Annotated in this window: 2 tRNA genes and 3 rRNA genes; all 5 read left to right on the top strand. The window is 53.0% G+C overall.

The window, feature by feature from the left end:
- Nucleotides 1–84: 84 nt before the first annotated feature.
- Nucleotides 85–1,618: ribosomal RNA gene (locus WG78_RS15570) — 16S ribosomal RNA — on the top strand.
- Between the two features lie 105 nt (nt 1,619–1,723).
- Nucleotides 1,724–1,800: transfer RNA gene (locus WG78_RS15565), tRNA-Ile, on the top strand.
- A 33-nt stretch (nt 1,801–1,833) separates the two neighbouring features.
- A tRNA-Ala gene (locus WG78_RS15560) sits at nt 1,834–1,909 on the top strand.
- A 294-nt stretch (nt 1,910–2,203) separates the two neighbouring features.
- Nucleotides 2,204–5,096: ribosomal RNA gene (locus tag WG78_RS15555) — 23S ribosomal RNA — on the top strand.
- Between the two features lie 165 nt (nt 5,097–5,261).
- Nucleotides 5,262–5,374, top strand: a 5S ribosomal RNA gene (gene rrf, locus WG78_RS15550).
- The 16S, 23S and 5S rRNA genes sit together here with 2 tRNA genes alongside, the layout of an rRNA operon.
- Nucleotides 5,375–5,425 lie beyond the last annotated feature (51 nt).

Below are 5,425 nucleotides of genomic sequence, written 5' to 3'. Positions count from 1 at the left end.
CTCAAGAGAAAGACGAAGTTGTTTAAGTACATACTTTGTTGATTTCGAGAGTTTTAAGCGAGTGCGCAAGAAGTAACAGGAATTGAACTCAAGAGTTTGATCCTGGCTCAGATTGAACGCTGGCGGCATGCTTTACACATGCAAGTCGAACGGGCTTTGGGGGCTTGCTCCCAAAGTTAGTGGCGAACGGGTGAGTAATGCATCGGAACGTACCGTGTAATGGGGGATAACCTACCGAAAGGTGGACTAATACCGCATACGCCCTGAGGGGGAAAGAGGGGGATCGCAAGACCTCTTGTTATACGAGCGGCCGATGTCGGATTAGCTAGTTGGTGAGGTAAAGGCTCACCAAGGCAACGATCCGTAGCGGGTCTGAGAGGACGACCCGCCACACTGGGACTGAGACACGGCCCAGACTCCTACGGGAGGCAGCAGTGGGGAATCTTGGACAATGGGCGCAAGCCTGATCCAGCAATGCCGCGTGGGTGAAGAAGGCCTTCGGGTTGTAAAGCCCTTTTGTCAGGGAGCAAATCCTTGTGGCTAATAACCACCGGGGATGAGAGTACCTGAAGAATAAGGACCGGCTAACTACGTGCCAGCAGCCGCGGTAATACGTAGGGTCCAAGCGTTAATCGGAATTACTGGGCGTAAAGCGTGCGCAGGTGGCTTGTTAAGATCGATGTGAAATCCCCGGGCTCAACCTGGGAATGGCATTGATGACTGGCTCGCTAGAGTACGGCAGAGGGGGGTGGAATTCCACGTGTAGCAGTGAAATGCGTAGAGATGTGGAGGAACACCGATGGCGAAGGCAACCCCCTGGGCTGATACTGACACTCATGCACGAAAGCGTGGGGAGCAAACAGGATTAGATACCCTGGTAGTCCACGCCCTAAACGATGTCTACTAGTTGTCGGGGTTTTCGGACTTTGGTAACGCAGCTAACGCGGGAAGTAGACCGCCTGGGGAGTACGGTCGCAAGATTAAAACTCAAAGGAATTGACGGGGGCCCGCACAAGCGGTGGATGATGTGGATTAATTCGATGCAACGCGAAAAACCTTACCTGGTCTTGACATGTACGGAATCCTCCAGAGACGGAGGAGTGCCTTCGGGAGCCGTAACACAGGTGCTGCATGGCTGTCGTCAGCTCGTGTCGTGAGATGTTGGGTTAAGTCCCGCAACGAGCGCAACCCTTGCCATTAGTTGCCAGCATTCAGTTGGGCACTTTAATGGGACTGCCGGTGACAAACCGGAGGAAGGTGGGGATGACGTCAAGTCCTCATGGCCCTTATGACCAGGGCTTCACACGTCATACAATGGTCGGTACAGAGGGCAGCCAACCCGCGAGGGGGAGCCAATCCTTTAAAACCGATCGTAGTCCGGATTGCACTCTGCAACTCGAGTGCATGAAGTCGGAATCGCTAGTAATCGCGGATCAGCATGTCGCGGTGAATACGTTCCCGGGCCTTGTACACACCGCCCGTCACACCATGGGAGTGGGTTCTACCAGAAGTGGCCAGACTAACCTTCGGGGGGTCGGTTACCACGGTAGGATTCATGACTGGGGTGAAGTCGTAACAAGGTAGCCGTAGGGGAACCTGCGGCTGGATCACCTCCTTTCAAGAGAAGGTCGATTCCAAGTACTCACACTCATCGGCTGTAGGTTAGAGATACGGAGCACGGCACCGGATTGAAGTTGAGTCTGGTGTTGTGATTTGTAGGTCTGGGTCAGTAGCTCAGTTGGTTAGAGCACCGTCTTGATAAGGCGGGGGTCACAGGTTCGATTCCTGTCTGACCCACCAAAAACTGTTCCAGAGGGAAAGCGCAAGACGATTGGGGGTTTAGCTCAGTTGGGAGAGCACCTGCTTTGCAAGCAGGGGGTCGTCGGTTCGATCCCGTCAACCTCCACCAGCCTTCGCGTGGAAGTCTGTCGTTACTCCAGAAGTTATAAATAAACATGTTGATCAATCGGCTGTTAAAAGAGATTGATCAGGATCTTTATTTCTGACTGCTCCAGTTAGTGGTTTTTTGATTAAAACCTGCCGTATCTGATCTTTAACAAAGTGGAAGAAGCAAGACTCAAATTTTAGTTGTTTTAAAAATTGGGTAGATTGTAATCGTAACCGGATTGCTGCTCGGCGCAGCATGAAGGACGCAAACACTTATGATCGAATGCTGCGATGAATGTCGCGGTTGAGGTTATAGGATCAAGCGAATAAGTGCATCTGGTGGATGCCTTGGCGATCACAGGCGATGAAGGACGCGGTAGCCTGCGAAAAGCGACGGGGAGCTGGCAAACGAGCTTTGATCCGTCGATGTCCGAATGGGGAAACCCACCTCTTTTGAGGTATCCATGACTGAATACATAGGTCATGCGAAGCGAACCGGGAGAACTGAAACATCTAAGTACCCCGAGGAAAAGAAATCAACCGAGATTCCGGAAGTAGTGGCGAGCGAAACCGGAAGAGCCTGCATGTGATAGCAGAAGTCTTAGTGGAACAGTCTGGAAAGGCTGGCGACAGAGGGTGATAGCCCCGTACACGAAAAGACATCTGTGGTACTGAGCATGCGACAAGTAAGGCGGGACACGAGAAATCCTGTCCGAAGACGGGGGGACCATCCTCCAAGGCTAAATACTCGTGATCGACCGATAGTGAACCAGTACCGTGAGGGAAAGGCGAAAAGAACCCCGGGAGGGGAGTGAAACAGAACCTGAAACCGGATGCATACAAACAGTGGGAGCCTCTGAAAATGGGGTGACTGCGTACCTTTTGTATAATGGGTCAGCGACTTACGTTCAGTAGCGAGCTTAACCGGATAGGGGAGGCGTAGGGAAACCGAGTCCGAACAGGGCGCTTAGTTGCTGGGCGTAGACCCGAAACCGGGTGATCTATCCATGGCCAGGATGAAGGTGCGGTAACACGCACTGGAGGTCCGAACCCACTGGTGTTGCAAAACCAGGGGATGAGCTGTGGATAGGGGTGAAAGGCTAAACAAACCCGGAAATAGCTGGTTCTCCCCGAAAACTATTTAGGTAGTGCCTCGAGTATTACTTGCGGGGGTAAAGCACTGTTATGGCTAGGGGGTCATCGCGACTTACCAAACCATGGCAAACTCTGAATACCGCAAAGTATCAGCTCGGGAGACAGACATCGGGTGCTAACGTCCGGTGTCAAGAGGGAAACAACCCAGACCGCCGTCTAAGGTCCCAAATGCATGATTAAGTGGAAAACGAGGTGGGAAGGCATAGACAGCCAGGATGTTGGCTTAGAAGCAGCCATCATTTAAAGAAAGCGTAATAGCTCACTGGTCGAGTCGTCCTGCGCGGAAGATGTAACGGGGCTCAAATCATGAACCGAAGACGCGGATGTGCACTTGTGCACATGGTAGGGGAGCGTTCCGTAAGCCTGTGAAGGTGGCTTGTAAAGGCTGCTGGAGGTATCGGAAGTGCGAATGCTGACATGAGTAGCGTTAAAACGGGTGAAAAGCCCGTTCGCCGAAAGCCCAAGGTTTCCTGCGCAACGTTCATCGGCGCAGGGTGAGTCGGCCCCTAAGGCGAGGCTGAAAAGCGTAGTCGATGGGAAACAGGTTAATATTCCTGTACCGGTTCTTGGTGCGATGTGGGGACGGAGAAGGGTAGGTCAGCCGGGTGTTGGAAGTCCCGGTTCAAGCGTGCAGGTGGGGAGATCAGGCAAATCCGGTCTCCTGTCAACACTGAGGCGTGACGACGGTGCTGCATTGCAGCCGAAGTGATTGATCCCATGCTTCCAGGAAAAGCCACTAAGCTTCAGCCAAGAATTGACCGTACCGCAAACCGACACTGGTGGGCAGGATGAGAATTCCAAGGCGCTTGAGAGAACTCAGGAGAAGGAACTCGGCAAATTGACACCGTAACTTCGGGAGAAGGTGTGCCCCGTTAGCGTGAAGCGATTTACTCGTGGAGCGTGAAGGGGTTGCAGTGAAAAGGTGGCTGCGACTGTTTATCAAAAACACAGCACTCTGCCAAGACGAAAGTCGACGTATAGGGTGTGACGCCTGCCCGGTGCCGGAAGGTTAAGTGATGGGGTGCAAGCTCTTGATCGAAGCCCCGGTAAACGGCGGCCGTAACTATAACGGTCCTAAGGTAGCGAAATTCCTTGTCGGGTAAGTTCCGACCCGCACGAATGGCGTAACGATGGCCACACTGTCTCCTCCTGAGACTCAGCGAAGTTGAAATGTTTGTGAAGATGCAATCTCCCCGCTGCTAGACGGAAAGACCCCGTGAACCTTTACTGTAGCTTTGCATTGGACTTTGAAGTGGTTTGTGTAGGATAGGTGGGAGGCTTTGAAGCGTGGACGCTAGTTCACGTGGAGCCGTCCTTGAAATACCACCCTGACCCCTTTGAGGTTCTAACCTTGGTCCGTGATCCGGATCGGGGACCGTGCATGGTAGGCAGTTTGACTGGGGCGGTCTCCTCCCAAAGTGTAACGGAGGAGCTCGAAGGTCACCTAGGTACGGTCGGACATCGTACTGATAGTGTAATGGCACAAGGTGGCTTGACTGCGAGACTGACAAGTCGAGCAGGTGCGAAAGCAGGACATAGTGATCCGGTGGTTCTGAATGGAAGGGCCATCGCTCAACGGATAAAAGGTACTCCGGGGATAACAGGCTGATTCCGCCCAAGAGTTCACATCGACGGCGGAGTTTGGCACCTCGATGTCGGCTCATCACATCCTGGGGCTGTAGCCGGTCCCAAGGGTATGGCTGTTCGCCATTTAAAGTGGTACGTGAGCTGGGTTCAAAACGTCGTGAGACAGTTTGGTCCCTATCTGCAGTGGGCGTTGGAAGTTTGAGGGGGGCTGCTCCTAGTACGAGAGGACCGGAGTGGACGCATCTCTGGTGTACCGGTTATCACGCCAGTGGTATCGCCGGGTAGCTAAATGCGGAAGAGATAAGCGCTGAAAGCATCTAAGCGCGAAACTCGCCTCAAGATGAGACTTCCCTGGTAACTTGATTACCCTGAAGGGTCGTTGGAGACCACAACGTTGATAGGTCGGGTGTGGAAGCGCAGTAATGCGTTAAGCTAACCGATACTAATTGCCCGTGAGGCTTGATCCTATAACCTGAACCGTGCTGTTCAGGTGTGGATGCGACGAAAGATGATCTGCCCAGATCTGAATGACTAAAAGATTGACTGAAGTGGCGTAGGGAGACCTCTACGACATCTTGCTTCTTCCCGATTCGAGTGCGACGAGTAAAACAGTCGTAACTCAACCAGTTACGTCTGGCGACCATAGCGAGTTGGCCCCACGCCTTCCCATCCCGAACAGGACCGTGAAACGACTTTGCGCCGATGATAGTGCGGATACCCGTGTGAAAGTAGGTCATCGCCAGACTCCCCTTGAAAACGCCCAGCTCAACCGAGCTGGGCGTTTTGCTTTGCTGCG

The organism is Amantichitinum ursilacus (assembly GCF_001294205.1).
Lineage (GTDB): Bacteria > Pseudomonadota > Gammaproteobacteria > Burkholderiales > Chitinibacteraceae > Amantichitinum > Amantichitinum ursilacus.
The sequence above is the reverse complement of the archived record's forward strand: the minus strand, read 5'-3'. Positions and strand labels throughout refer to the sequence as shown.